This window comes from Kosakonia sp. R1.Fl (assembly GCF_023516815.1).
GTDB lineage: Bacteria > Pseudomonadota > Gammaproteobacteria > Enterobacterales > Enterobacteriaceae > Kosakonia.
The window spans coordinates 2687842-2713127 of the sequence record NZ_JAMGSQ010000001.1; the positions used below are offsets into that span (position 1 = coordinate 2687842).

General features: G+C 56.3%; 18 protein-coding genes. 14 read left to right on the plus strand and 4 right to left on the minus strand.

Annotation, left to right across the window (positions count from 1 at the left end; all coding sequences use genetic code 11):
* Positions 1-36 precede the first annotated feature (36 nt).
* The 7 genes from hscB to M8Q36_RS12680 all read left to right on the plus strand — a co-directional run bounded on the left by hscB (position 37) and on the right by M8Q36_RS12680 (position 7285).
* Entirely contained in the window at positions 37-552 is a 516-nt protein-coding gene (gene hscB, locus M8Q36_RS12650) for a co-chaperone HscB (RefSeq protein ID WP_249881116.1), read from the plus strand.
* 18 nt (positions 553-570) lie between these two features.
* On the plus strand, positions 571-2421 hold the full coding sequence (hscA, locus tag M8Q36_RS12655; protein WP_249881117.1) for a Fe-S protein assembly chaperone HscA: 1851 nt from the start codon (positions 571-573) through the stop codon (positions 2419-2421).
* A 1-nt stretch (position 2422) separates the two neighbouring features.
* Entirely contained in the window at positions 2423-2758 is a 336-nt protein-coding gene (gene fdx / locus M8Q36_RS12660; RefSeq protein ID WP_017459006.1) for an ISC system 2Fe-2S type ferredoxin, read from the plus strand.
* A gap of 1 nt (position 2759) precedes the next feature.
* Positions 2760-2960 carry a Fe-S cluster assembly protein IscX gene (iscX, locus tag M8Q36_RS12665; protein ID WP_249881118.1) on the plus strand — a complete coding sequence of 67 codons (201 nt, stop codon included), beginning with the start codon at positions 2760-2762 and terminating at the stop codon, positions 2958-2960.
* Between the two features lie 60 nt (positions 2961-3020).
* Positions 3021-4307 (plus strand): aminopeptidase PepB, encoded by a 1287-nt coding sequence (gene pepB / locus M8Q36_RS12670; RefSeq protein WP_045510439.1) that lies wholly within the window; start codon positions 3021-3023, stop codon positions 4305-4307.
* 45 nt (positions 4308-4352) lie between these two features.
* The gene (gene sseB / locus M8Q36_RS12675) at positions 4353-5129 is read left to right on the plus strand and encodes an enhanced serine sensitivity protein SseB (RefSeq protein WP_249881119.1); all 777 of its coding nucleotides are present in this window, start codon (positions 4353-4355) and stop codon (positions 5127-5129) included.
* A 164-nt stretch (positions 5130-5293) separates the two neighbouring features.
* Positions 5294-7285, plus strand: a complete 1992-nt coding sequence (locus tag M8Q36_RS12680; RefSeq protein WP_249881120.1) for a M48 family metallopeptidase — start codon at positions 5294-5296, stop codon at positions 7283-7285.
* A gap of 39 nt (positions 7286-7324) precedes the next feature.
* Here M8Q36_RS12680 and M8Q36_RS12685 read toward each other — a convergent pair whose 3' ends face one another.
* The 4 genes from M8Q36_RS12685 to M8Q36_RS12700 all read right to left on the minus strand — a co-directional run bounded on the left by M8Q36_RS12685 (position 7325) and on the right by M8Q36_RS12700 (position 11954).
* On the minus strand, positions 7325-8095 hold the full coding sequence (locus M8Q36_RS12685; RefSeq protein WP_249881121.1) for a MurR/RpiR family transcriptional regulator: 771 nt from the start codon (positions 8093-8095) through the stop codon (positions 7325-7327).
* Complete coding sequence (gene sseA / locus M8Q36_RS12690) at positions 8096-8938, minus strand: 3-mercaptopyruvate sulfurtransferase (RefSeq protein ID WP_249881122.1); 843 nt, start codon at positions 8936-8938, stop codon at positions 8096-8098.
* A 97-nt stretch (positions 8939-9035) separates the two neighbouring features.
* Entirely contained in the window at positions 9036-10397 is a 1362-nt protein-coding gene (locus tag M8Q36_RS12695) for a 6-phospho-alpha-glucosidase (RefSeq protein ID WP_249881123.1), read from the minus strand.
* Positions 10398-10409: 12 nt separating this feature from the next.
* Positions 10410-11954 carry a PTS transporter subunit EIIC gene (locus M8Q36_RS12700; protein ID WP_045510423.1) on the minus strand — a complete coding sequence of 515 codons (1545 nt, stop codon included), beginning with the start codon at positions 11952-11954 and terminating at the stop codon, positions 10410-10412.
* Positions 11955-12236: 282 nt separating this feature from the next.
* Here M8Q36_RS12700 and M8Q36_RS12705 point away from each other — a divergent pair, with 282 nt between their 5' ends.
* From M8Q36_RS12705 to hisS, 7 genes are all read left to right on the plus strand, one after another.
* The gene (locus M8Q36_RS12705) at positions 12237-17201 is read left to right on the plus strand and encodes an alpha-2-macroglobulin family protein (RefSeq protein ID WP_249881124.1); all 4965 of its coding nucleotides are present in this window, start codon (positions 12237-12239) and stop codon (positions 17199-17201) included.
* 19 nt (positions 17202-17220) lie between these two features.
* Positions 17221-19527, plus strand: coding sequence for a peptidoglycan glycosyltransferase PbpC (gene pbpC, locus M8Q36_RS12710; RefSeq protein ID WP_283945955.1), 2307 nt, complete (start codon positions 17221-17223; stop codon positions 19525-19527).
* Positions 19528-19677: 150 nt separating this feature from the next.
* Positions 19678-20109, plus strand: a complete 432-nt coding sequence (gene ndk / locus M8Q36_RS12715) for a nucleoside-diphosphate kinase (RefSeq protein WP_017458995.1) — start codon at positions 19678-19680, stop codon at positions 20107-20109.
* 181 nt (positions 20110-20290) lie between these two features.
* A complete protein-coding gene (rlmN, locus tag M8Q36_RS12720) occupies positions 20291-21457 on the plus strand; it encodes a dual-specificity RNA methyltransferase RlmN (protein ID WP_045510414.1) in 1167 nt (388 codons plus the stop codon).
* A 291-nt stretch (positions 21458-21748) separates the two neighbouring features.
* Positions 21749-22756 (plus strand): cytoskeleton protein RodZ, encoded by a 1008-nt coding sequence (rodZ, locus tag M8Q36_RS12725; protein WP_249881126.1) that lies wholly within the window; start codon positions 21749-21751, stop codon positions 22754-22756.
* Positions 22757-22782: 26 nt separating this feature from the next.
* Positions 22783-23901, plus strand: coding sequence for a flavodoxin-dependent (E)-4-hydroxy-3-methylbut-2-enyl-diphosphate synthase (gene ispG / locus M8Q36_RS12730; protein WP_017458992.1), 1119 nt, complete (start codon positions 22783-22785; stop codon positions 23899-23901).
* A gap of 109 nt (positions 23902-24010) precedes the next feature.
* On the plus strand, positions 24011-25285 hold the full coding sequence (gene hisS / locus M8Q36_RS12735) for a histidine--tRNA ligase (protein WP_249881127.1): 1275 nt from the start codon (positions 24011-24013) through the stop codon (positions 25283-25285).
* The last annotated feature ends 1 nt before the right edge of the window (position 25286 follow it).

Here is a 25286-nt window from a genome sequence, read left to right on the forward strand (position 1 = left end):
CGTGGGGTTTGTTTCGATTGCACACCCGGAATTGTTATGGATTACTTCACCCTCTTTGGGTTGCCGGCCCACTATCCGCTCGATGTTCAGGCGCTGGCGACACGTTTCCAGGATCTGCAACGTCAGTTCCACCCGGATCGCTTCGCAAACCGCCCGCAGGCGGAACAACTGGCTGCCGTCCAGCAATCCGCTACCATTAACCAGGCATGGCAAACGCTGCGCAACCCGCTAACGCGCGCAGAATATTTGCTGTCGCTGCACGGTTTTGATTTAGCCTCCGAGCAACACACGGTGCGCGATACCGCCTTCTTAATGGAACAACTTGAGCTGCGTGAAGAGCTGGACGAGATTGAAAAAGCGCAAGACGCGACCCGTCTGGAAGCATTTCAACAGCGTGTGAAAGGAATGTATGACATCCGCCATCGGCAAATGGTGGAGCAATTAGATAGCCAGACGTGGGACGCGGCGGCGGATACCGTGCGTAAACTGCGTTTTCTCGATAAACTGCGCAGCGCAACAGAACAACTCGAAGAAAAACTGCTCGGTTTTTAATTTTTTTGGAAGCACATCATGGCCTTATTACAAATTAGTGAGCCCGGTCTGAGCGCCGCGCCGCACCAGCGTCGTCTGGCGGCGGGTATCGACCTTGGCACCACCAATTCATTGGTTGCCACCGTGCGCAGCGGACAGGCGGAAACGCTGGCCGACAGCGCCGGACGTCACCTGCTCCCTTCGGTGGTTAACTACCAGGCCGACAGCCATGTTGTCGGTTACGATGCGCGCGCCAACGCCGCGCAGGACTCCGTAAACACCATCAGCTCGGTGAAACGCCTGATGGGGCGCAGCCTGGCCGACATTCAGGCGCGTTACCCGCACCTGCCGTGGCAGTTCCAGCCGAGCGAAAATGGTCTGCCGATGATTGCCACGCGTGGCGGCCAGGTTAACCCGATTCGCGTCTCTGCGGATATCCTCAAAGCCCTTGCCGCGCGCGCGCAAGAGACGCTTTCCGGCGAGCTGGACGGCGTGGTGATCACTGTTCCTGCCTATTTTGATGACGCACAGCGTCAGGGCACCAAAGATGCGGCGCGTCTGGCGGGCTTGCACGTATTGCGCCTGCTGAACGAACCGACCGCTGCGGCTATCGCCTACGGTCTGGACTCCGGCAAAGAGGGGGTGATTGCGGTTTATGACCTCGGCGGCGGCACCTTTGATATCTCGATTTTGCGCCTGAGCCGTGGCGTTTTCGAAGTGCTGGCGACCGGTGGTGATTCCGCGCTCGGCGGCGACGATTTCGACCATCTGCTGGCAGATTACATTTGTGAACAGGCGGGCATTGCCGATCGCCGCGACGTGCGCCAACAGCGCGAATTGCTGGATGCGGCGATTGCCGCAAAAATCGCCCTCAGCGATGCCGACAGCGTCACCGTTGAGGTGGCGGGCTGGCAGGGCACTATCACACGTACCCAGTTTGAAGAATTGATTTCAACGCTGGTCAAACGCACTTTACTCTCTTGTCGTCGCGCGCTGAAAGATGCGGGTGTCGAAGCGCAAGACGTGCTGGAAGTGGTGATGGTCGGTGGTTCAACGCGCGTGCCGCTGGTGCGCGAGCGGGTCGGCGAGTTCTTTGGTCGCACGCCGCTGACGTCGATTGACCCGGATAAAGTGGTGGCGATTGGCGCGGCAATCCAGGCCGATATTCTGGTTGGCAACAAGCCGGACAGCGAAATGCTGCTGCTGGACGTCATTCCGCTCTCGCTGGGGCTGGAAACCATGGGTGGCCTCGTAGAAAAAGTGATCCCGCGTAACACCACTATTCCAGTGGCACGCGCGCAGGAGTTCACCACCTTCAAAGATGGTCAGACAGCGATGTCTATCCATGTTATGCAGGGCGAACGTGAGCTGGTGGCAGACTGCCGTTCACTGGCGCGTTTTGCACTGCGCGGCATCCCGGCGATGCCGGCCGGCGGGGCGCATATTCGCGTCACCTTCCAGGTCGATGCTGACGGTCTGCTCAGCGTAACCGCGATGGAAAAATCCACCGGCGTGGAAGCCTCCATTCAGGTGAAACCGTCCTACGGTCTGACCGATGGCGAAATCGCCGACATGATCAAAGACTCCATGAGTTTCGCCGAGCAGGACGTGAAAGCGCGCATGCTGGCGGAGCAGAAAGTGGAAGCCGCGCGCGTGCTGGAAAGCCTTGCCAGCGCGCTTGCCGCTGACGCCGCGCTGTTAAGCGCCGCAGAGCGTGCGGAGATCGACGACGCAGTCGCGCAGTTACGCGCGGTTGCCGACGGCGATGACACCGACGCGATAGAAAAAGCCATTAAAAATGTAGATAAACAAACCCAGGAATTCGCCGCACGCCGTATGGATCAATCCGTACGTACCGCGCTGAAAGGCCATTCCGTCGACGAGGTTTAATATGCCTAAAATTGTTTTTCTGCCTCATCAGGATCTCTGTCCGGATGGCGCAGTTCTGGAAGCTAAGAGCGGTGAAACCATTCTTGATGTCGCCCTGCGCGGCGGGATTGAGATTGAGCATGCCTGCGAAAAATCCTGCGCCTGCACCACTTGCCACTGTGTGGTACGTGAAGGTTTTGACTCGCTGCCGGAAAGTAGCGAAGAGGAAGACGACATGCTGGATAAAGCGTGGGGTCTGGAGCCGGAAAGCCGCTTAGGCTGCCAGGCGCGTGTTACCGATGAAGATCTGGTGGTTGAAATTCCGCGTTACACCATCAACCACGCGCGGGAGCATTAATATGGGGCTGAAATGGACCGATAGCCGCGAAATCGGCGAGGCGCTGTATGACAGCCGCCCGGATGTAGATCCGAAAACCGTGCGTTTCACCGATATGCACCAGTGGATCTGCGAGCTGAAAGAGTTTGACGATGATCCGAATGCATCGAATGAAAAAATTCTCGAAGCGATTCTGCTAGTCTGGTTAGACGAAGCATCGTAATCATCAAACGGGCTGCCTTCGGGCGGCCCGTTTTCATGAACAGCCATAAGGATAAAAATAATGACAGAAGCTATGAAAATTACGCTGACAACGCAAAGCGCCGACGCGCGCTGGGGTGAAAAAGCCGCTTACAGCATCAATAACGACGGCATCGCACTGCATCTGACCGGGAAAGATGACTTAGGCCTGATCCAACGCGCCGCGCGTAAAATCGACGGCATGGGCATCAAGCATGTTGCTCTGAGCGGTGAAGGCTGGGATGCAGATCGCAGCTGGGCGTTCTGGGCCGGTTATAAAGGGCCAAAAGGCACGCGCAAAGTCGAATGGGCGCAGCTTAACGACGCAGAGCAAAAAGAGCTGGATAGTCGCCTGCTGGTGATCGACTGGGTGCGCGACACCATCAACGCCCCGGCGGAAGAGTTAGGGCCGGAGCAACTGGCGCAGCGCGCGGTCGATCTGCTGCACAAAGTCGGTGGCGATAACGTCTCGTATCGCATCACCAAAGGGGAAGATCTGCGCGAGCAGAATTATCTCGGTCTGCATACGGTTGGCCGTGGTTCCGAGCGCCCGCCGGTACTGCTGGCGCTGGACTTCAACCCGACCGGTAACCCGGACGCGCCGGTTTATGCCGCGCTGGTGGGCAAAGGCATAACCTTCGATTCCGGCGGTTACAGCATTAAGCCGACTTCCTCAATGGATTCCATGAAATCCGATATGGGCGGCGCGGCACTGGTGACCGGTGCGCTGGCGTTTGCCATCCATCGCGGGCTGGATAAACGCATCAAACTGTACCTGTGCTGTGCAGATAACCTGATTAGCGGCAACGCCTTCAAACTGGGCGATATCATCCGTTATCGTAACGGTAAAACCGTCGAAATCATGAATACCGATGCGGAAGGGCGTCTGGTTCTGGCCGATGGCCTGATCGACGCTTCTGCGCAGAAACCAGAGCTGATTATTGATGCGGCAACGCTGACCGGTGCGGCGAAAACCGCGCTCGGCAATGATTATCACGCGCTGTTCAGCTTTGATGATGCGCTTGCCGGACGTTTGCTCAGCAGTGCCAGCGCGGAAAACGAGCCGTTCTGGCGCTTGCCGCTGGCCGAATTCCATCGCAATCAACTGCCCTCTAATTTCGCAGAACTGAACAACACCGCGGGTGGTTCATTCCCGGCAGGGGCGAGCACGGCGGCCGGTTTCCTGTCGCACTTTGTTGAAAACTATCAGCAGGGCTGGCTGCACATCGACTGCTCAGCTACCTATCGTAAAGCGGCGGTTGAGCAGTGGGCCGCAGGGGCAACCGGCCTTGGCGTGCGTACCCTGGCGAATTTGTTAACCGCGAAGTAATCTTTTTCCTCTCCCGCGAGGGGGAGGAAACTCTCTGGAACCACTATGTCAGAAAGCAAAAACGAATTAGAAACCCTGCTGGAACAGGCCGCGACTGAGCCTGCGTATCGTCCGGCATTTTTCCGCACGCTGCTGGAATCCACGGTTTGGGTGCCAGGCACGGCGGCGGAAGGTGAAGCCATTGTTGAAGACAGCGCGCTCGATTTACAGCACTGGGAAAAAGATGACGGCACATCCGTTATCCCGTTTTTTACCTCGCTGGACGCGCTGCAACAGGCGGTGGAAGAGGAGCAGGCGTTTGTGGTGATGCCCGCGCGTACGCTGTTTGAAATGACGCTCGGCGAGACGCTGTTCCTCAATGCCAAGTTGCCGACCGGCAAAGAGTTCACGCCGCGAGAAATCAGCCACCTGGTGGGCGAAGAGGGCAGCCCTCTAAGCCAGCAGGAAGTGCTGGAGGGCGGCACGGCGCTGCTGCTTTCCGATGTGGCTGAACCGCCCGCACAAATGGTGGATTCGCTGACCACGCTGTTTAAAAGCATCAAAACCGTCAAGCGCGCGTTTCTCTGCTCAATCAAAGAGAAAGCTGATGAGCAGCCCAATCTGCTGATTGGAATCGAAGCCGAAGGCGATATTGAAGAGATTATTCACGCGGCGGGCAGTGTGGCGACCGATACGCTCCCCGGTGATGAGCCGGTGGATATTTGCCAGGTCGTTGAAGGTGAAAAAGGAATTAGCCATTTTATGATGGCGCATATTACCCCTTTCTACGAACGACGCTGGGGAAGTTTCCTGCGCGACTTTAAGCAAAATCGCATTATTTAATTACCAGGCGGTATGTTATGTACCGCCTTCTATTATTTAAAAAAGTGAATTATTAGCCTTTCATTAATAACGTCGTACGGCTTTCTCTGTAAATTCCATAAATTATGTATTAATCCCATTCCTGTGATACGGTTCGTTTTTACGTTTCTTTACGGTTACTTTTTATGGACAAAAAAAGCCTGCTGTACTGCTTCGGCGTACCGTTAATTCTTTTCTTCTACGCCTGCTGGCAGAATATCCGTATTAACGAAGTGGATGTTTATCAGGTCACGCAATATGGTTTTGTAGGCCACAGCGTATTTGCCGATATGTTGCGCCAGATCCTCGCCAAAGCCGGTATGTTGTTTTCCCTGTTGGGCTTGATTGCCAGTACCAGCGCGGTAATTCTCTGTATTTTAAGCGTACGGAAAGCCCGTATATCTGCGGAAAAGCTCATTGCCGCCTTTACCCTTTGTCGCAAGTTACTGCCATTTATTATGGTTGGCGTAATGGCGTCGATTGGTTTCGCGCTGGTCTGCGTACTGTTATATGAGGTGTGCTGGATCTACACGCTCGGCAGGGCGAGCGCCTTTAATATCAAACTGGTGATATTTGTTTTGCTGATCATTGGTTCGCTGGTATTTATGGTGCTGAAAAGCCTGTTCTTACTAAAACGCTGCTTTGCGCTGTTTGAGCCACAAGATATGCAGGTTCATGGTGCAGCTGTTTCTGAAGCCGACGCGCCGGAATTATGGCGCTGGGTCAGAGAATTAGCCCAGCGCGGGCAGGCTATTGTGCCGGATAATATTGTTGTCGGTTTATTTGAGGGTTTTTACGTCACCGCAAGCCCGGTGCAAATTGAAAATGGCGCGCGATTAACCGGTAACACGCTCTATTTCCCGCTCAGCTACGCCGCGTTTATGAATAAAGACGAAGTGGCCGCCGTGATTGGTCATGAGCTGGGACACTTTTCCGGTAATGACACCGTCTACACCCTGCATTTCGCCGGGCTGTATGCCGGTATGGAAAACAGTCTCGACTACTTTTATCGCGATGTGGCAAGCAGCGGCTGGCTTGAGCGGCTGGCGCTCAACCCGACCATTCATCTTGGCTTGTGGTTTTACCGTCAGTTCCATGAAACGGTCAATGGCTGGAGCCGCGTACGCGAACTGGCGGCGGACGCTGCGGGCGCGCGTACCAGTTCGCCGCAGGCGCTGGCGGCCTCGCTCCTGCGTTTCTCTGCGCTCAATGAACGCTTTAACGCGCCGATGGAGCTGTTCTTTAACCGCAAACTTGAGACGCACGATCTGGTGCACAGCCTGTTTGCTTCGCTGCGTGAGGGCGGGCGTTTTGATGTTGCCGCCTCGCTTGAGCAGGAACTGGCGCACCCAACAGACAGCCACCCGCCGACGCGCGTGCGTATCGAGCAACTGAATGTGCCGCTGGATGAAACGCTGCTGGCCAGGGCGTCGCGCCCGGCGGATGAGGCGGATTACCAGTGGATGCGCAGTTTATTCCGCGATGCTTCGGCTTTGTCAGCCGCGTTAACCGCCGGCATGGCGAGCAATGTGGAAGCGCACCATGACGCTTATCAGGCCGAATTAGAGAATCTGGCTGCACACTCCACGGAAAGCCTCGTTGTTTCGCTGCGTAAGAAAAATTTCTGGTTGTTCCTGGTGCTGGCGGTGCTCTGTATTGCCGGTGCCGGTTTGGTCCTCACGCTGAGTATCCAGTGGAACGCCACCGCCAATAGCTCGATGGAGAAGATAATCTTTGGCCTGGTCGCCGGTGGGCTGATCTTTGGGCTGGCGAGCTGGACGATGCATACGCGGGTGCGTCAGCCGCTGTTCACGCTGACTGCGCAAGGCATCGAGAGCTATCAGCTCAGCGCGCCGCTGTTGCTGGCGGAGATTGAAAATATTGATATTCGTAGCGTCAATGAGTGGGTGTTTATCGATCTCTACTGGCGGGAAGGTTATCAGCCGCCGACCTGCACTGTCGGGCGTTTGTTCCGCAGTTTTACGTTTGAGCCGAAGAAGAACAAAGTGGTGATAAGCCTGCCCGGTGGGGTGTTGAAAGGCGCACAGCGTGAAAAAATGTCGATTGAGGAGCTGTATGTCGCGCTCCATGAATACATTCAGGCCGCCTGGGCACGGCGTGAACTGAACCATTCGTAATTCGCGCGTTTGCTGATGCTTGCCGCGCTGCGGCAAGCATTATTGCGTCGCTTCCAGCAGCAACAGATCCATTAGCAGCACCAGATTCGACTCGAACGAGGTGATCCCGGCGGCTTCAGCGGCAAAATGCACCGCTTCGTCGTACAGCGCGAAATGGATATCCGCCATCTCCGCCAGCGGGTTTACCGACGCGCGGGTAAATGCCACCACTGTCATACCGACCGTGCGCGCAATACGCGCTTTATCCAGCACTTGTTCCGTTTCACCGCTGCGGGAGACGGCAATAAACACCTGGTAGCGTGCCGCGTTACTGAGAAAGATATTCCGGCTGTCGCCCGGCCCGGAAATAAACGCCGTCTTGCCCAGCACCTGTAATTTCTTGGTCAGGTACTCAGCAAACAGATAGGAAAACCCGGCGCCGTAAAGAAAAAAGCTCTCCTGCTCATGCAGCAGGGCAGCAAATTGCTGCCCTTTTTCGGCACTCACCCACTGAAACGTGCGCTGATAATTCGCCATAAACTGCGCGAAAGCGGCGGGTAGCTCGGCGGGTTCACTGTGTGGCCCGGTAATGTGCGGCGTGTCTGCCAGCCGCTGTTTGCAGTGCCAGATAAACTCGCTATAGCCACTGAAACCGAGCTTCTGGCACAGGCGAATAATGGTGGCGGTGGAGACAAATGTCGCCTGCGCCAGCTCGCGCACCGTGATGTTCCCCACCAGCAACGGGTGTTCCGTCAGGTGCGCAAGAACGCGATATTCCGCGCGGGTCAGTGATTCCCCGCGCGTCAACAGTGGTGCCAGTCGGTTATCCATTTACGCCGTTTCGATGGGTAAATCGTCGCGCGCGCCCCATTCACTCCAGGAGCCGTCATACAGCGTCACGTTACTTGCACCAAGCGTTTCTAGCGCAAGGATCACCACCGATGCCGTCACGCCGGAGCCGCAGCTGGCGATAATCGGTTTGTGCAGATCCACACCCTGACGGCGGAAAATCGCTGCCAGCTCATCGGTGGTTTTCAGTTCGCCTTCAACGACTAAATCGATCCACGGCACATTCAGCGCGCCGGGAATATGGCCGCGCTTCAGACCCGCGCGCGGTTCATCCACTTCGCCATTAAAACGCGGAGCAGGGCGGGCATCGACAATTTGTGCCGTGCCTTCGTGGCTCGCCAGCAGCACGTCGGTCACTTTTTTCACCACGTGCGGGTCGAAATTGGCATTGAAATCGGACTCCGGCAGCGGCACATCGCCTTTTTGCAGCGGCAGAGCATCGCGCTGCCAGCCTGCCAGCCCACCGGCCAGAATCGAGACATTTTCCACGCCGTGATTACGCAACATCCACCAGGCGCGCGGGGCAGAGAAGAGATTGCCCTCGTCATACACCACCAGATGTTTATCCTGGCTGATGCCCAGCTCGCGCATTGCCACGGCGAACGCTTCCGGGCGCGTCAGCATATGCGGCAGCGGCGTGGTGTGATCGGAAAGGGCTTCGATATCAAAAAAGACCGCACCGGGAAGGTGCCCGGCGCGGTATTCCGCTCTCATGTCGCGATGCTCCTGACCCACTGGCGCCATCCGCGCATCAATCAGCTGGATTTCGGGATCATCGCTGTGCTCTATCAGCCAGTCGGCCGCGACAAAAAACGAGGTGGACATGGTTGTCTCCGTGTCATCAACAGTAACCTGAATTGTTAACGTTTTTTCATGACCCGACAAGCCGACTTCGCTAACGCCGCGAGCGACCTCGTTATTTTTATGCTGGTTTGCCGTTTTCCCATGCTTTTTGCAGCGCTGGCCAGTAGTCACGGTTGGCTTCGATCATCTCATCCAGAATTGCTTTCGCATGCTGCATGGTCGGCACGGTGCGGTTGAGGGTAAATGCCTGCAGCGCTTTCTCGTAACTGCCTTCAATGGTGGCTTCCACCAGCAGTTGTTCCGACGCCAGTTGCTGCATTAGCAACGTCTGGTGGAACAGCGGCACCGCGCCCATCCGCACTGGCTCCGGCCCTTCACTGGTGATGTAAGCCGGGACTTCCACCATTGCATCGTAGGGCAGGTTAGCAATCGCCCCTTTGTTTTCCACAATCACCAGGTGACGCTGGCGCAGGTCAAAAGCCAGCGAACACGCGACATCGACGATAAACGCGCCGTGTACGCCAACATGGAACGCATCCGGCAGAATGCCGGTGCGCTGATATTCCGCCGCGGCGGCAAACAGTTTTTTCTCGCGCCCGTCCATCACTTCATTGGCACGGGTGTAATCGGCGTTTTGATGCGCAACGATGTCGTTTGGCATCAGGTAATACTGCAAATAGGGGTTCGGCAAAAATTCCGGGAAGTGATCCATAATCGGCTTGATGTTGCGCCAGGTTTTCACCCACGACGGATCGGAGTGTTGCGGATCGGTTTGCGCGGCATCTTCAGTTAACAGACCAAAACGGGCGACGTGCTCGCGCAGCTCCGGCAGCCGGTCTTCACCATCGACCCGCACTTTGGTAAACCAGCCAAAGTGATTCAGACCGAAGTAATCCACCTCCAGTTTGTGGCGATCAACGCCGAGGATCGCGCCCATATTGCGCATTGCTGCCACCGGCATATCACAAATATTCAGCACGCGCGCGTTGGGACGCAGACGGCGCACCCCTTCGGCGACAATCGCTGCCGGGTTCGAGTAGTTAACGATCCAGGCGTTTTTATCGGCGTAACGTTCCACCCGATCTATCAGTTCTACCATTGGCAAAATGGTACGCAGCCCGTAAGCCAGCCCGCCAGGCCCGCAGGTTTCCTGACCCACCACGCCGTGGCGCAGCGGGATCTTTTCATCCTGCTCGCGCATTTTGTACTGCCCGACGCGCATCTGCGCGAAGACAAAATGTGCGCCGCGAAACGCCGTTTCCGCATCACTGGTGACGGTAAACTTGATGCTCTGGCTGTGGTCACGGATCACTTTTTCCACCACCGGCGCGATGGTGTTTTGCCGGGCTTCATCGATATCGTAAAGGCGGATTTCCGCCAGCGGAAAATCTTCCAGTCTCACCATCAGGCTTTTGACAATGCCCGGGGTGTAGGTGCTGCCGCCACCGGCGATCGATAAAATAAACGGGGGTTTAATCATTTCTGGACTCCTTTAGAGAAACATCTCAACCGCTTCTCGCATTTTTTTGACATGCAGCCCGTAGACCACCTGAACGTTATTACCTTGTTTAATCACGCCTTTCGCGCCTGTCGCTTTCAACTGCGGCTCATTAATCACCGCCGTGTCTTTTACCGTGACGCGCAGGCGGGTGTAGCAGTTATCCACCACTTCAATATTGGCGCGCCCGCCCAGCCCTTCGATAATCGCTTCGCCAACCGCGTCGTTATTGCCTTTGGCCTGGTAATCCTGCTTGCTGTAAAGGCGTGTCTCTTCGCTGTCATCCTCACGCCCCGGCGTTTTCATATCGAAGCGCAAAATCAGGAAGCGGAAGATAACGAAGTAGAGGGCGAACATGATGAGCCCGACGAGGATGTACATCGGCCAGTTGGATTTCACGGTGCCGAGCGGCAGGTTGTAGAGAATGAAATCGATAATGCCATTCGCGCCGATGGCGTGAACGCCAAACAGGGAAAACAGCATCATGCCAATGCCGGTCAGTACGGCGTGAACCACAAACAGCAGCGGCGCGACAAACAGGAACGAGAACTCAATCGGTTCGGTCACACCCACCAGCAACGAGGTGAGCGCAGCGGGGATCAAAATGGCTTTTGCTGCGGCTTTGCGTTCCGGTTTCGCGGTGACATACATCGCCAGCGCGGCGGCGGGCAGGCCGAACATTTTACTGATGCCGCGTGCATCCCACACTGCCGTGCTGCTTAATTGCGTAACGCTCGGGCAGGCCATTTCCGCGAAATAGATATTGCGTGCGCCCTGGTAGGTGCTGCCGCAAACATCTGCCGTACCACCTAACTCCGTGTACAGAAACGGTGTGTAAACCAGGTGATGCAGCCCGGTCGGCACCAGAATGCGTTCCAGAAAACCGTACACCGCCACACCAAATGGCCCGGCACCTTTGATCGCCAGCGCCAGCGTGCTGATGCCGTGCTGGGCAAAGGGCCATAACTCACTCATCACCACGCCGAGCACGATGGATACCGGCAGCATAATAATGGCGACAAAACAGTGGCCGGAGTAAATCGCCATCGCGCCGGAAAACTGTACGCCGGAATATTTATCGTACAGATAGCCCGACAGCGCGCCGGTGAGTATGCCGGCGAAAACGCCCATCTCCAGCACCTGCACGCCCAGCACCATGCTTTGCCCGGCGGCTTTCATCTGCGCAGCCGGGGCCAGCGCACCCTGCATCTGCAGAGTGACATTCATGGCGTTGATGAAAACAATAAACGTCACCAGACCAATTAACGCGGCATAGCCTTTATCCCGTGAAGCCAGCCCGACCGGGATGCCGACAGCAAACACCAGTGCCAGGTTAGCCAGCACGGAGACGGCGGATTTGGCAATGAGCTGGCCGACGTTTTGAATAAAAGGATGACCAAGAAAGGGTAAATATTCGGCCAGGTTGCCGTTGCCAAAGATATTTCCGAAGGCAATAAACAAACCGACGATGGGCAAAATGAGCACCGGACCAAAGAGGGACTTACCAAAATTTTGTAGGGCATTCACGGCTCTGGACATAATGTTCTCTCTTATTAGAACCGCGCACAAAGGTGCACAGACCGCTTAACGTTAGCAGCCAGCAATAAGAAATATCCAGCTATCTTATTGTTTTAAAAACAAATGACTCATAACGTAACATGTTACATTACGGGCTGTGATCGGCTTAACAACGAGGGTGAAGAATGTTAAGCGCGCTTTGCGAGGCGCTTTCCAGAATTCATCGGCGGTTTTGTAATTGTCACGGTTGCGCATAATAATGTGTGAGCCTCTTTCAACAGGTTACTTAACCAGGGATAACGAATGAAACCGCTACGTCTTGCGGCGCTAACTCTTGCGCTCGTCACCACCTTTACGCTCGCGGGCTGCGATGATAACGATAAGCCTAAGGCCGCCAGCGCACCCGAATCGAAGGCTGCGCCTGCGCCAGAGCAAAAAACACCGGCGGCGATCCCGCAGGATAAAGCAAAGCTTGCTGAGCTTGCCGCACGCAGCGAAGGCAAACCGTTAACCCTGCTGGATGCCTCCGAAGTGCAGCTGGACGGCGCGGCGACGTTGGTGCTGACCTTCTCGGTGCCGCTGGATCCAGACCAGAACTTTGCTTCCGCCGTGCATCTGGTGGATAAAAAAAGTGGCAAAGTGGATGGTGCCTGGGAACTGGCACCAAACCTGAAAGAGCTGCGCCTGCGCCATCTCGAACCGAACCGCGAGCTGCTGGTATCGGTCGATAAAGGGTTGCTGGCGCTTAACAAGGCTACTTTCGGTAGCGATTACGAAAAAACGATCACCACCCGCGATGTGCAACCGAGTGTTGGTTTCGCCAGCCGTGGTTCGCTGCTGCCTGGCAAAGTGGTAGACGGGTTGCCGGTGATGGCGCTGAACGTGGACAACGTTGACGTCAATTTTTACCGCGTAAAACCGGAATCGCTGGCCGCGTTTATCAGCCAGTGGGAGTACCGCAGTTCGCTGTCGAACTGGGAATCTGAAACGCTATTGAAAATGGCCGACCTGGTTTATACCGGCCGTTTTGATCTCAACCCAACCCGCAACACGCGTGAAAAACTGCTGTTGCCACTTAGCGGTATCCAGCCGTTACAGCAAACCGGCGTTTACATCGCGGTGATGAACCAGGCCGGGCATTACAACTACAGCAATGCTGCCACCTTGTTCACCCTCAGTAACATTGGCCTTTCTGCGCACCGTTACCACAACCGGCTGGATATCTTCACCCAGGGGCTGGAAAACGGCGCTGCGCTCGCCGGCATTGAAGTGATGCTGCTGAACGAGAAAGGGCAAACCCTGGCGCAGGCCACCAGCGATAGCGATGGTCATGCCACGCTCAGCACCGATAAAGAAGCGGCGTTGATCCTCGCGCGCAAAGCGGGTGAAACCACGCTGCTGGATCTGAAATTACCGGCGCTGGATCTTGCCGAGTTCGCCATCGCAGGCGATCCGGGCTACAGCAAACTGTTCTTTATGTTTGGCCCGCGCGATCTCTACCGCCCTGGCGAAACGGTGATCCTTAATGGTCTGTTGCGCGACAGCGACGGCAAGCCGCTGGCAGCGCAGCCGGTAAAACTCGAAGTGGTAAAACCGGACGGGCAGGTGATCCGCACGGTGGTCAGCCAGCCGCAAAACGGGCTGTACCAGTTTACTTACCCGCTGGAAGCCAGCGCGCAAACGGGCATGTGGCACATCCGTGCGAACACCGGGGATAACCTTTCCCGTGAGTGGGGTTTTCACGTTGAAGATTTCATGCCAGAACGCATGGCGCTGAATATTACGCCGCAACCAGAGCCTGTTGAGCCTGCCGCAGACGTGGTGTTTAACATTGACGGTCACTATCTGTATGGCGCGCCCGCCAGCGGGAACAGTCTGCAAGGTCAGCTGTTCCTGCGCCCGCTGCGTGAAGCCGTTCCCGCGCTGCCGGGCTTCCAGTTTGGCGATATTGCCGAAGAGAACCTAAGCCGCAGCCTGGATGAAGTGCATCTGACGCTGGATAAACAAGGACAGGGCGAAATCACCACGCCGAGCCAGTGGCAGGATTCGCACTCGCCGTTGCAGGTGATTTTACAAGCCAGCCTGCTGGAATCAGGCGGTCGCCCGGTGACACGCCGCGCAGAACAGGCTATCTGGCCCGCGCAAACGCTGCCGGGCATTCGTCCGCAGTTTGCCTCTAAAGCGGTGTATGACTATCGCACTGACACCACCGTGAACCAGCCGATAGTTGATGAGGGCAGCAATGCCGCTTTTGACATCGTTTATAGCGATGCCAGTGGCGCGAAAAAAGCGGTCAGCGATTTGCAGGTACGTTTGATTCGTGAACGCCGCGACTACTTCTGGAACTGGTCGGAAAGCGAAGGCTGGCAATCACAATTCGACCAGAAAGATCTGGTCGAGGGCGAACAAAGCCTGACGCTCAAGGCAGATGAAACCGGAAAAGTCAGTTTCCCGGTAGACTGGGGTTCCTACCGCCTGGAAGTGAAAGGGCCGGATGACACCATCAGTAGCGTGCGCTTCTGGGCCGGTTACAGCTGGCAGGACAACACCGATGGAGCGGGTGCGGCAAGGCCGGATCGCGTCACCATGAAATTGGATAAACCAGCCTACAAACCGGGCGATACTATCAAATTGCACGTCACCGCGCCTGCCGCAGGAAAAGGCTACGCGATGATCGAATCCAGTGAAGGTCCGCTGTGGTGGAAAGAGATCGATGTGCCGACAGAGGGCGTTGATCTGAGTATTCCTGTCGATCAGAAATGGCAGCGCCACGATCTCTATATCAGCACGCTGGTGGTGCGTCCTGGTGATAAATCGAAATCCGCCACGCCAAAACGCGCGGTAGGTTTACTGCATCTGCCGATGGGCGATGAGAACCGCCGCCTGGACGTGACGCTCGATGCGCCGCAAAAAATGCGCCCTAACCAACCCCTGACGGTGAAAGTCAAAGCGGCGGTGAAAAACGGCGCCACGCCAAAACAGGTTAACGTGCTGCTTTCTGCTGTGGACAGCGGTGTGCTGAACATTACCGATTATGTGACGCCGGATCCGTGGCAGGGCTTTTTCGGCCAGAAACGCTACGGTGCGGATATTTACGATATTTACGGTCAGGTGATTGAAGGGCAGGGACGTCTGGCGGCGCTGCGCTTTGGCGGCGATGGCGACGAGCTTAACCGTGGCGGCAAACCGCCGGTCAACCATGTCACCATTATTGCTCAGCAGGCACAGCCGGTAACGCTTGATGAAAATGGTGAAGGGACGGTGAGCTTGCCGATTGGCGATTTCAATGGCGAGCTGCGCGTAATGGCTCAAGCCTGGACGGCGGAAGACTTTGGTAGCACCGAAAGCAAAGTGATTGTGGCCGCGCCAGTGATTGCCGATCTCAATACCCCCCGTTTCCTTGGCAGCGGCGATACCTCGCGCCTGACGCTGGATCTGACTAACCTGACCGATCAACCGCAAACGCTCACTGTCGCGCTGACGGCGAGCGGCCTGCTGGGACTGGAAAGCGGTCAACCGGAACCGGTTAAGCTCTCTGCCGGCGAGCGTACCACGCTGTTTATTCCGGTGCGTGCGCTGGAGGGATTTGGCGATGGCGAGATTAGTGCGCAAATCAGTGGCCTGGCTTTACCAGGTGAAACGTTCGCACCGCAGCAAAAGCAGTGGAAAATCGGTGTGCGTCCCCCGTTCGCGGCACAGACGGTCAATAGCGGTGTGATGCTCAATCCGGGTGAGAGCTGGCATACGCCTGGGCAGCATCTTGCCAATATTTCACCGGTGACCTTGCAAGGTCGCTTACTGCTTAGCGGCAAGCCGCCGCTAAATCTGGCGCGCTATATCGAAGAGCTGCGTGCTTATCCGTACGGCTGTCTTGAACAGACTACCAGCGGGCTGTTCCCGTCGCTTTATACCAACGCTGCGCAGTTGAAAGCGCTGGGTATCAAAGGCGACAGCGATGAGCAGCGCCGCGCGGCGGTGGATTTGGGTATCTCCCGCCTGCTGCAGATGCAGCGCGAAGATGGCGGTTTCGCCTTGTGGGACAAGAGCGGGCCGGAGGAGTACTGGTTGACGACCTACGTCACCGACTTCCTGGTCAGCGCCTCTGCGCAGGGGTATAGCGTGCCTATGGATGCGCTGAATAATGCCAATAACCGCTTACTGCGTTATTTGCAGGATCCGGCGGCCATGTCCATTCGCTATACCGATGACGCGCCGGCAACCAGGTTCGCCGTACAAAGCTATGCCGGTCTGGTGCTGGCGCGTCAGCAGAAAGCGCCGTTAGGCGCACTGCGTGAAATCTGGCAACGTCACGAGCAGGCCAAAGCGGCGCTGCCGCTGATGCAACTGGGTGTGGCGCTGAAACTGATGGGCGATGCGCAGCGCAGCGAACAAGCGTTAGCGCTGGGGCTGAAAACGTCTCGCCCGAAGTCCGGGCACTGGCTGGCAGATTACGGCAGCGAACTGCGTGATAACGCATTGATCCTGGCGCTGCTGGAAGAGTACAACCTGCTGGCACAGGAGCAGCCGCGTCTGCTGGCGACGCTCGCCGAGCAGGCTTACGGTCAGCGCTGGTTGTCGACACAGGAGAGCAATGCGCTATTTATGGCCGGGCGTAACCTGCAAAACGCCACTGGCGCGTGGCAGGCACAAACCTCTCTGGATGCCGCGGGGCTCAGTGGCGATCGTCCGCAAAGCCGTAATCTCAGTGCCGATCAACTGGGGGCATTGCAGGTTACCAATAGCGGCAGCACACCGCTGTGGTTGCGTCTCGACAGTACCGGTTATCCGGAACAGGCACCTGCGCCGTCCGGGAAGGTATTAAAAATTGAGCGTACGTTCCTCGGAACCGATGGTCGCAGTAAATCACTTTCGTCACTGAAAAGCGGTGAACTGGTGCTGGTGCGTCTCGACGTGAACGCCAGCCAGAACGTACCGGATGCACTGGTGGTTGATTTACTGCCCGCCGGGCTGGAACTGGAAAACCAGAATCTCGCCGATAGCAGCGCCAGTCTGCAAGATAGCGGCAGTGAAGTGCAGGATCTGCTTAATCGCATGCAACAAGTGGATATTCAGCATATGGAGTTTCGTGATGACCGATTTGTTGCAGCGGTGCCGGTAAACGCAGGGGAGTGGGTCACGCTGGTTTACCTGGCGCGCGCGGTCACGCCGGGCACTTACCAGGTTCCTGCTCCGCAGGTGGAGTCAATGTATGTTCCGCAGTGGCGGGCAACCGGTGCGACCAGTGGTCCGCTGATTATCGTACCGTAACGTGAGGATCGTACGTCTGATGCGCACCCGCTGGCGCTGGCTGGTGGGTGTTCCGCTGCTGTTGGTGTTGAGTGTTATGGCTGCCGACAAGATCTGGCCGCTGCCGCTGAGCGAAGTCGATCCGGCGCGGGTGGTGGTGGCCGAAGACGGTACGCCGCTGTGGCGCTTTGCCGATGCCGATGGTATCTGGCGCTACCCGGTCACTATCGAAGAAGTATCGCCCCACTATCTGCAGGCGCTGATCCAGTATGAGGATCGCTGGTTCTGGGCGCATCCCGGGGTGAATCCCCTGTCGATTGCGCGCGCCGCCTGGCAGGATTTGCGTTCCGGCCATGTCGTTTCCGGCGGCAGCACGCTGACCATGCAGGTAGCTCGCCTGCTCGATCCGCATCCGCGTACTTTTGGCGGCAAGGTGCGTCAGCTATGGCGAGCGCTGCAACTGGAGTGGCACCTCTCAAAACGTGAAATACTCACCCTTTATCTGAACCGCGCACCGTTTGGCGGCACGCTGCAAGGCGTGGGTGCTGCGAGTTGGGCTTATTTAGGTAAGCCGCCGGCGAAGCTCAGCTATTCCGAAGCGGCGCTGTTAGCGGTTCTGCCGCAGGCACCCAGCCGCTTACGCCCGGATCGCTGGCCGCAACGTGCGCAGGCCGCGCGCGACAAAGTGCTGGAGCGCATGGTGTCACAAAAGGTGTGGTCGGCAACGCAGGTGGCGGAGTCCCGCGAGGAGCCGGTCTGGCTGGCACCGCGTCAGATGCCGCAACTGGCGCCGCTATTCGCCCGGCGAATGCTTGGTGAAAGCCAGGCACTGAAAATCACCACCACGCTGAATGCCAGCCTGCAACGTCAGCTTGAAGATCTGGCGTTAAATGTGAAAAGCCGCCTGCCGGCGCGCAGCTCGCTGGCGATAATCGTCGTTGACCACACGGATATGAAAGTGCGCGGTTGGGTTGGCTCCGTGGATATCAATGACGACAGCCGTTTCAGCCATGTGGATATGGTCAGCGCCGTTCGTTCGCCGGGCTCGGTGTTAAAACCCTTTATTTATGGCCTCGCGCTGGATGAAGGGCTGATTCATCCGGCCTCACTGTTACAGGATGTGCCGCGCCGGGTGGGCGATTATCGGCCCGGTAATTTTGACAGTGGTTTCCATGGCCCGGTAAGCATGAATGAAGCGCTGATACGCTCCCTTAATTTACCGGCGGTGCAGGTGCTGGAAGCCTACGGGCCGAAAAAATTTGCCGGAAATCTGCGTAACGTTGGTTTGCCGCTGATTTTGCCGACCGGGGCGGAACCAAATCTGTCGCTTATCCTTGGCGGCGCGGGTGCGCGGCTGGAAGATATCGCAGCCGCTTACACTGCGTTTGCCCGTGAGGGGAAAGCGGGAAGCCTGCGCCTGACCCCCAACGCCCCGCTGATGGAGCGGCGATTGATGTCGCCGGGCGCGGCGTGGATTATTCGCCGCATTCTCGCCGGAGAAGCACAACCAGTGCCCGACGAAGCGTTGCCGCAGGTGGTGCCGCTGGCGTGGAAAACCGGTACCAGTTATGGCTATCGCGACGCCTGGGCGATAGGAATTAATGCCCGCTACGTGATAGGCATCTGGACGGGCCGACCTGACGGCACGCCCGTTGCCGGGCAGTTCGGTTTTGCCAGTGCGGTGCCGTTACTTAACCAGGTCAATAATCTGTTGCAGCCGCGCTCAGCGCTTGAACAGGCGAGACTGCCGCGCGACCCGCGCCCGCAAACGGTCAGCAGCGGCGTCATCTGCTGGCCGGGCGGGCAAAGCCTGCCGCCTGGCGACAACAATTGTCGCCGTCGACTCACCACCTGGCTGTTGGACGGTAGCCAGCCGCCAACGCTGCTATTGCCGGAGCAGGAAGGTGGGCACGGGATCAATTTCCCGCTCTGGCTGAATAAAGAGGGGCGCAGGGTTGCCGCAGATTGCCCGGAGGCGCAGCAGAAAACATGGATTGCCTGGCCGCTACCGCTGGAGCCGTGGTTACCTGCCGGTGAACGCCGCGCTGCCCGTTTACCAGCGGCGGATAAACGCTGCCCGCCTCGTGACGATAACGCACCGCCGCCACTGTTATTAAGCGGCGTGCGTGAAGGTGCGGTTATCAGACGCATACCCGGCCAGGCGTTTGCCTTGCTGCCGCTACAAAGCAGCGGCGGCGAAGGCAGTCGCTGGTGGTTTTTAAATGGTGAACCGTTAGCCTCGCATAACAACTTATTGAGCCTGAAACTTGATAAAAGCGGGGAGTATCAGTTATTGGTTATGGATGACGCAGGGCAAATAGCGACAGTGCAGTTTGCGGTGCAATAACCGATGAATTGGCGCTGTTGATGGGAAGTGTTGCTAAAAATAGTCTCATTTTAAAAAAATGTTACCTTCATCCATAGGCAACGCCCGTATTGCTCTTTATAATCCGCGCCACACCTATTCAGGGCAACAGAACAACTTACAGAGGTAAACATGGCTATTGAACGTACTTTTTCCATCATTAAACCGAACGCGGTGGCAAAAAACGTTATTGGCAGCATCTTCTCTCGCTTTGAAGCGGCAGGGTTCAAAATTGTCGGCACCAAAATGCTGCACCTGACCGTTGAGCAGGCGCGCGGTTTCTATGCCGAGCACGAAGGTCGCCCATTCTTTGACGGTCTGGTTGAGTTCATGACGTCCGGCCCGATTGTGGTTTCCGTACTGGAAGGCGAAAACGCGGTGCAGCGTCACCGTGACCTGCTGGGCGCAACCAACCCGGCTAACGCGCTGGCAGGCACGCTGCGTGCTGATTACGCAGACAGCTTCACCGAGAACGGCACCCACGGTTCTGACTCCGTTGAATCTGCTGCACGTGAAATCGCCTACTTCTTCGCCGAAGGCGAAGTGTGCCCGCGCACTCGTTAATCACTCGTTAAACGTGTAACGAGGTTTACACTTTAATTTGTGAAAAGCCGCGTGCAAACGTGGTATCTGTGCGTCAGAATTTGTACAATGCTGCGCCCCAGGATGAGCCGATGCTTTCCTGGGGCGCTTCTTTTTAACCCTCCACGGGCCACAACGTGTAATAACGAGGCCGGAATACATTATGACTGAACAAATTGTCATGCCTGAGAACGACGCTCTCACGGTGCCAAACAAAGATGCAAAAATTAACCTGCTGGATTTAAACCGTCAGCAGATGCGTGAATTTTTCAAAAACTTAGGCGAAAAACCCTTCCGCGCCGATCAGGTGATGAAGTGGATGTACCACTATTGCAGCGACGACTTTGATGAGATGACCGACATCAACAAAGTGCTGCGCAACAAATTAAAAGAAGTCGCCGAAATTCGTGCGCCGGAAGTGGTCGAAGAACAACGCTCCTCCGACGGCACCATCAAGTGGGCGATTGCCGTGGGCGATCAGCGTGTTGAAACCGTCTACATCCCGGAAGAGGATCGCGCGACGTTGTGCGTCTCTTCCCAGGTAGGTTGCGCGCTGGAGTGCAAATTCTGCTCCACGGCTCAGCAGGGCTTTAACCGTAACCTGCGCGTTTCGGAAATTATCGGCCAGGTGTGGCGCGCGGCGAAAATTATCGGCGCGGCGAAAGTCACCGGCAGCCGCCCCATTACCAACGTGGTGATGATGGGCATGGGCGAGCCGCTGCTCAACCTGACCAACGTCGTTCCGGCGATGGAGATTATGCTGGATGATTTCGGCTTTGGTCTCTCCAAACGTCGCGTAACGCTCTCCACCTCCGGCGTGGTTCCGGCGCTGGATAAACTGGGCGATATGATTGACGTTGCGCTGGCTATCTCTCTGCATGCTCCAAATGACGAAATTCGCGATGAAATTGTACCGATCAACAAAAAGTACAACATCGAAACTTTCCTCGCCGCCGTTCGCCGTTATCTGGAAAAATCCAACGCTAACCAGGGTCGTGTAACCATTGAGTACGTGATGTTGGATCACGTCAACGATGGCACTGAACATGCGCACCAGTTGGCGGAGTTGCTGAAAGATACACCGTGCAAGATTAACCTGATCCCATGGAACCCGTTCCCGGGCGCGCCGTATGGCCGCAGCTCTAACAGCCGTATCGATCGCTTCTGTAAAGTGCTGATGAGTTATGGTTTCACCACTATCGTGCGTAAAACGCGTGGCGATGATATCGATGCCGCGTGTGGACAGCTGGCGGGCGATGTGATTGACCGTACCAAACGTACGATGCGTAAGCGTATGCAGGGCGAGCCTATTGAGATCAAGGCACTATAATCATAAGTTGCAGCGCGAAGAATATGCTGCATTTTGTGAAAATGTCGACTATTTGGCCTGTACACATACAGGCCATTAATAATTACGGTGCGTTTCTCCTGACTTTAAGGCAGTATGTAGTGATGGAACAATGGTTTAGCAAAAAGTGCTGAAAGCTGTTCTGTTATGACGAGCCTGACAGTCCTATACTGTGGGCCAGGTTTAACCGACCCGGTTTTTTCGCGGCGCGTGTAGGCATTGCGGTTATGCGCGCCTGAATGTTTAATTTTCACGTACCAGTAGTTGTAGCGAATGAATACTGAAGCCACTCACGACCAAAATGAAGCACAAACCACTGGCGTACGTCTGCGCAACGCCCGTGAACAACTTGGACTCAGCCAGCAAGCGGTTGCAGAGCGCTTGTGCCTGAAGGTCTCCACGGTACGCGATATCGAAGAGGACAGGTCCCCTGCCGATCTGGCTTCGACTTTTGTACGCGGTTACATCCGCTCCTATGCCCGCCTGGTGCACATCCCTGAAGAAGAGCTGCTGCCGATTCTTGAAAAACAAGCGCCGGTCAGAGCGGCGAAAGTTGCGCCAATGCAGACTTTTGCTTTAGGCAAGCCGCGCAAAAAACGCGGTGGCTGGATGATGAGTTTTATCACCTGGCTGGTGTTTCTGGTCGCCATCGGCCTGACGGGCGCATGGTGGTGGGATAACCATAAAGCGCAGCAGCAAGAGATCACCAACATGGCAGATCAATCTTCTGCGGAACTGAACGCGGGCAATAGCAACGCGCAAAGCGTACCGCTGAATAACGACACCGCTGCAGCAGATCCGGTTGATAATTCCGGCACGCCTGTTGAAGCGCCAGCCCCGTCGGCGACGACACAAACACCAGCCGCCAGCGCGCCGCAAAGCCCTGCTACTACCGCAAATCAGAACACCGTTGTTGCACCGTCGCAGGCAAATGTCGACGCCATGCAGCAGCCTGCCGCTCCAGCGAATACTGCACAGTTACCGACCAACCAGGCCGGTGTCGCAGGTGCGCAAGCGGATACTAACGCACTGGTGATGAACTTTACTGCCGACTGCTGGCTGGAAGTGAGCGATGCCACCGGGAAGAAATTATTCAGTGGCTTGCAACGTAAAGACGCCACGCTCAATTTAACCGGCCAGGCGCCATATAAGCTGAAAATTGGCGCGCCGTCAGCCGTTCAGATTCAGTATCAGGGTAAACCTGTCGATCTGAGCCGTTTTATCAGAACTAACCAGGTTGCGCGTCTGACCCTCAATGCCGAACAATCAGCAGCACAGTAACAGACGGGCAACGCGGGAGATTTTTCATGCATAACCAGGCCCCGATTCAGCGTCGGAAATCGAAACGGATTTACGTTGGTAATGTGCCCATTGGCGATGGCGCGCCCATCGCCGTGCAGTCCATGACAAACACCCGTACCACGGATGTTGAAGCTACGGTCAATCAAATCAAAGCGCTTGAGCGCGTCGGCGCGGATATCGTCCGCGTCTCCGTCCCGACCATGGACGCGGCGGAAGCATTCAAGTTGATCAAGCAGCAAGTGAGTGTCCCGCTGGTTGCGGACATCCATTTTGACTACCGCATTGCGCTGAAAGTCGCCGAATATGGCGTTGACTGCCTGCGCATTAACCCCGGCAATATCGGCAACGAAGAGCGAATTCGCACCGTTGTTGATTGCGCGCGCGATAAAAACATCCCGATTCGCATCGGCGTTAATGCCGGTTCGCTGGAAAAAGATCTGCAGGAAAAGTATGGCGAGCCAACGCCGCAAGCGCTGCTCGAATCCGCTATGCGCCATGTCGATCATCTTGATCGCCTGAACTTCGATCAGTTCAAAGTCAGCGTGAAAGCGTCGGATGTATTCCTCGCTGTTGAATCCTATCGCCTGCTGGCAAAACAGATCGATCAACCGTTGCACCTCGGTATCACCGAAGCCGGTGGCGCGCGTGCAGGTGCGGTCAAATCTGCAATCGGTCTGGGCTTACTGCTTTCAGAAGGCATTGGTGACACGCTGCGTATTTCGCTGGCTGCCGATCCGGTGGAAGAGATCAAAGTTGGTTTCGATATTCTGAAATCCCTGCGTATTCGTTCGCGCGGCATTAACTTTATCGCCTGTCCGACCTGTTCCCGCCAGGAATTTGACGTTATCGGTACGGTCAACGCCCTTGAACAGCGGCTGGAAGATATCATCACGCCGATGGATGTCTCCATTATCGGTTGCGTGGTAAATGGCCCTGGCGAAGCGTTGGTTTCCACACTGGGTGTGACCGGCGGCAACAAGAAAAGCGGCCTGTACGAAGATGGCGTGCGCAAAGACCGCCTGGATAACAGCGATATGATTAGCCAGCTTGAAGCCCGCATTCGCGCGAAAGCATCAATGCTGGATGAGGCGCGTCGTATCGATGTGCAACAGGTAGAAAAATAAGGTTGCTGGGAAGCGGCAGGCTTCCCGTGTATGATGAACCCGCCCGGCGCGACCCGTTGTTCGTCGCGGCCCCGAGGGTTCATTTTTTGTATTAATAAAGAGAATAAACGTGGCAAAAAATATTCAAGCCATTCGCGGCATGAACGATTATCTGCCTGGCGAAACCGCCATCTGGCAGCGCATTGAAGGCACTTTAAAAAACGTGCTCGGCAGCTACGGTTACAGTGAAATCCGTTTGCCGATTGTAGAGCAGACCCCGCTGTTCAAACGCGCGATCGGTGAAGTGACCGACGTGGTTGAAAAAGAGATGTATACCTTTGACGATCGCAACGGCGACAGCCTGACATTGCGTCCCGAAGGTACCGCGGGCTGCGTACGCGCCGGCATCGAGCACGGTCTGCTGTACAATCAGGAGCAGCGCTTGTGGTACGTTGGGCCGATGTTCCGCTACGAGCGTCCGCAGAAAGGGCGCTACCGTCAATTCCATCAGTTGGGTGTGGAAGTGTTTGGCCTGCAGGGGCCGGATATCGACGCCGAGCTGATTATGCTTACCGCCCGCTGGTGGCGCGAGCTGGGCATTGCTTCGCACGTTGCCCTTGAACTCAACTCTATTGGTTCGCTCGAAGCGCGTGCGACCTATCGCGATGCGCTGGTAGCTTTCCTCGAGCAGCACAAAGATAAGCTGGACGAAGACTGCCTGCGTCGTATGTATACCAACCCGCTGCGCGTACTGGATACCAAAAACCAGGACATTCAGGCGTTGTTGAACGATGCACCGAAACTGGGTGATTACCTTGATGACGAGTCCCGCGAACACTTCGCAGGTCTTTGCGCATTCCTTGATGCGGCAGGTATCGCTTATACGATGAACCAGCGTCTGGTGCGCGGTCTGGACTACTACAACCGCACTGTTTTCGAGTGGGTAACCACCAGTCTTGGCGCGCAGGGCACCGTTTGCGCAGGCGGTCGTTATGACGGCCTGGTTGAGCAGCTTGGCGGTCGTGCGACCCCGGCGGTTGGCTTCGCAATGGGTCTTGAACGACTTGTTTTGTTAGTTCAGGCAGTTAATCCGGAATTTAAAGCAGAATCCGTTGTCGATATATACCTGGTGGCGTCTGGTGCCAATACGCAATCCGCTGCTATGCAGTTGGGTGAACAGGTGCGCGATGCGTTACCTGGCGTACGGCTGATGATGAACCACGGCGGCGGCAATTTTAAAAAGCAATTTGCCCGCGCGGACAAGTGGGGCGCTCGCGTCGCACTGGTGCTCGGTGAAACTGAAATTGCCGACGGTAATGTTGTGGTGAAGGATTTACGCTCTGGTGAGCAGAGTACGGTAACGCAGGAGAGCGTTGCGGCGCATTTGCGCACACTACTGGGCTAAT

Bases quoted from the DNA above. Each gene is read 5' to 3' on its own strand.
- hscB (WP_249881116.1), top strand. From the start codon at position 37: ATGGATTACTTCACCCTCTTTGGGTTGCCGGCCCACTATCCGCTCGAT.
- hscA (WP_249881117.1), top strand. From the start codon at position 571: ATGGCCTTATTACAAATTAGTGAGCCCGGTCTGAGCGCCGCGCCGCAC.
- fdx (WP_017459006.1), top strand. From the start codon at position 2,423: ATGCCTAAAATTGTTTTTCTGCCTCATCAGGATCTCTGTCCGGATGGC.
- iscX (WP_249881118.1), top strand. From the start codon at position 2,760: ATGGGGCTGAAATGGACCGATAGCCGCGAAATCGGCGAGGCGCTGTAT.
- pepB (WP_045510439.1), top strand. From the start codon at position 3,021: ATGACAGAAGCTATGAAAATTACGCTGACAACGCAAAGCGCCGACGCG.
- sseB (WP_249881119.1), top strand. From the start codon at position 4,353: ATGTCAGAAAGCAAAAACGAATTAGAAACCCTGCTGGAACAGGCCGCG.
- M8Q36_RS12680 (WP_249881120.1), top strand. From the start codon at position 5,294: ATGGACAAAAAAAGCCTGCTGTACTGCTTCGGCGTACCGTTAATTCTT.
- M8Q36_RS12685 (WP_249881121.1), bottom strand. From the start codon at position 8,095: ATGGATAACCGACTGGCACCACTGTTGACGCGCGGGGAATCACTGACC.
- sseA (WP_249881122.1), bottom strand. From the start codon at position 8,938: ATGTCCACCTCGTTTTTTGTCGCGGCCGACTGGCTGATAGAGCACAGC.
- M8Q36_RS12695 (WP_249881123.1), bottom strand. From the start codon at position 10,397: ATGATTAAACCCCCGTTTATTTTATCGATCGCCGGTGGCGGCAGCACC.
- M8Q36_RS12700 (WP_045510423.1), bottom strand. From the start codon at position 11,954: ATGTCCAGAGCCGTGAATGCCCTACAAAATTTTGGTAAGTCCCTCTTT.
- M8Q36_RS12705 (WP_249881124.1), top strand. From the start codon at position 12,237: ATGAAACCGCTACGTCTTGCGGCGCTAACTCTTGCGCTCGTCACCACC.
- pbpC (WP_283945955.1), top strand. From the start codon at position 17,221: ATGCGCACCCGCTGGCGCTGGCTGGTGGGTGTTCCGCTGCTGTTGGTG.
- ndk (WP_017458995.1), top strand. From the start codon at position 19,678: ATGGCTATTGAACGTACTTTTTCCATCATTAAACCGAACGCGGTGGCA.
- rlmN (WP_045510414.1), top strand. From the start codon at position 20,291: ATGACTGAACAAATTGTCATGCCTGAGAACGACGCTCTCACGGTGCCA.
- rodZ (WP_249881126.1), top strand. From the start codon at position 21,749: ATGAATACTGAAGCCACTCACGACCAAAATGAAGCACAAACCACTGGC.
- ispG (WP_017458992.1), top strand. From the start codon at position 22,783: ATGCATAACCAGGCCCCGATTCAGCGTCGGAAATCGAAACGGATTTAC.